Below are 1,892 nucleotides of genomic sequence, written 5' to 3'. Positions count from 1 at the left end.
GCGTTATCAGCATGCTAAATTCGCAGCGAGCAATGCAGCCCGATTAATGTCTTTTCGCGTACGCGGGGTTACGGAATAAGTCGGCTTATGGCCGACCAGGCGCCCGGCATCACCGCTAGCGCCATCTCTCGCGAATGCGCACTGCAATATCTATACGAGGGCCGGTCCGACTGTCGCCTGTACCCACAGCTTCGGCTGACCTCGGCCAGTTCCTCGTTTCAAACAGAGGCAGCAGGGTTCCAGGAATGAAGTGCGTCCGCGACGCATAGACGGCGGCGCTCTTCCTCCAACCGCTCAGTTTTGCCAGCGTCAAGATCTGATAGTATGCAGCCGCCGACGACGTTGAGGACGTATGCCTATCACCACCACCACCCCTCGGCCGAATGGATCGTCGACAAAATGAGTAAATCCTCGTCAATTGACGGCTCGCCAGCCTGGTCGTCGGAGCGGTGCTCGTCGTACTTGGATTATGATTGCGGGGCTCGCTGCTATGCAGATCGGGGCTGCCGAGAGACCCCGCACGGGCCGCTTGCGGCCTCCCGGCGTGATCGTTACGCCCCGAAAGCAGACGGCATCTCGCCAAAAACGGCGTCGCCCAGTTTGTAAATCCCTGCGCGACCCGATGCATCGGTTGAAGATCCATCTTCGAGCAATCACGATCTTTAGTGGGGCCGACAGAAACTCGGAAGTTAAGCCAACAGGGGAGCGCCGCGCTTCGTAGCGTCGTCCTGTGCCAAGGCGAACTTTGCTGCACCGCGGGCGGGCTATGCGGCGCGTCCAGGACCTACACTTCTGGTTGCCACTTCAGGAGCATTCGCTACACTGTCGGTTTCATCTGTGCCCGGAAAGCGCGGAAAGAACGCTGGGCCGCAATTTATTTTGGGGGCTCATGAAGACCGTCTTATTCCTTTGCGTGGCGACAGTGGTCACCTGGATAGTGCTCGAACTGGTTTACGCAAGGACGAAGGACGCAGATATCAGCGCGCGGTTCATCGAGAGAAGCGGGTACATTCCTTCGCGCATTCCAGCGGAGGCTATACTTGGCAAGTATACTTTCAAGACCTGGCTCGACGATCAAGCAAAGGCTGGAACCCGGGCGACTTACATGGTCCCCGTCGTTTTCCCCCTCGACTATGTTTTCCTGTTCGTATTGGGGCTTTTTCTCGGAACGCTGTCCGTTTTCGCCGCCGGCCAGCTCGTTTTCCTCCGAAGCATCCCAATCTGGCTCTGGTGGCTATTTCCAGCGCTGTACATCACCTCGGACTTCCTGGAGGATTCAATCCTAGTCGGACTCTTCTCCGCGAGGCTACCCTTCGGGGACTTCGTTTTTGGCGCCCTGCGCACCCTGACCAAGGCAAAGATCGCCACCGTTTCGATTGCCATCGGCCAAGCCGGCTTCCTGTCAGCGCTCTGGTGCCTCCTTCACCTTTATCCCGCAGAACGATAATTCCCTATTCACTGTTGATTTGAGCACGAGCATGAAGAACATCATCCTGCTTTCCGACGGCACCGGCAATTCGGCTGCAAAGGTCTGGCGCACGAACGTCTGGCGCCTGTTTCAATGCCTCGAGCTGAAAGGCTCGAACCAGGTCACCATCTACGACGACGGCGTCGGGACATCGTCCTTCCTTCCGCTCGCCATTCTCGGTGGCGCTTTCGGATGGGGCCTCAAGCGAAACGTCAGAGAGCTTTACAAATTCTTGTGCCGCAACTATCAACCCGGCGACCGAATTTACGGATTTGGCTTCAGCCGCGGCGCTTTCACCATCCGCGTCCTGATCGGGCTCGTGTTGAACCAGGGTTTGGTCAAATTCTCAGACGAACGCGAACTCGACCAAAAGGCGAAAGCCGCCTATCGCGCTTACCGGCACGCAAAGTATTCAGCCTGGAAT

The 1,892-nt window shown here is 57.3% G+C and carries 2 protein-coding genes; both read left to right on the top strand.

Going from position 1 to position 1,892, the window contains the following annotated elements; translation table 11 throughout:
* The first annotated feature begins 889 nt into the window (after nt 1-889).
* Nucleotides 890-1,447, top strand: a complete 558-nt coding sequence (locus tag WCB02_RS23465; RefSeq protein WP_423961887.1) for a hypothetical protein — start codon at nt 890-892, stop codon at nt 1,445-1,447.
* Nucleotides 1,448-1,478: 31 nt separating this feature from the next.
* The coding region (locus WCB02_RS23460; RefSeq protein WP_423961888.1) for a phospholipase effector Tle1 domain-containing protein at nt 1,479-1,892 on the top strand (414 nt) is incomplete at its 3' end.

Source organism: Bradyrhizobium sp., assembly GCF_049581145.1.
GTDB lineage: Bacteria > Pseudomonadota > Alphaproteobacteria > Rhizobiales > Xanthobacteraceae > Bradyrhizobium.
Note: the sequence above shows the minus strand (reverse complement) of the source record. Positions and strands in the feature narration are given on the sequence as shown.

Excerpts from the sequence above, each read along its gene's own strand:
- WCB02_RS23465 (WP_423961887.1), top strand. The coding sequence starts at position 890 with ATGAAGACCGTCTTATTCCTTTGCGTGGCGACAGTGGTCACCTGGATA.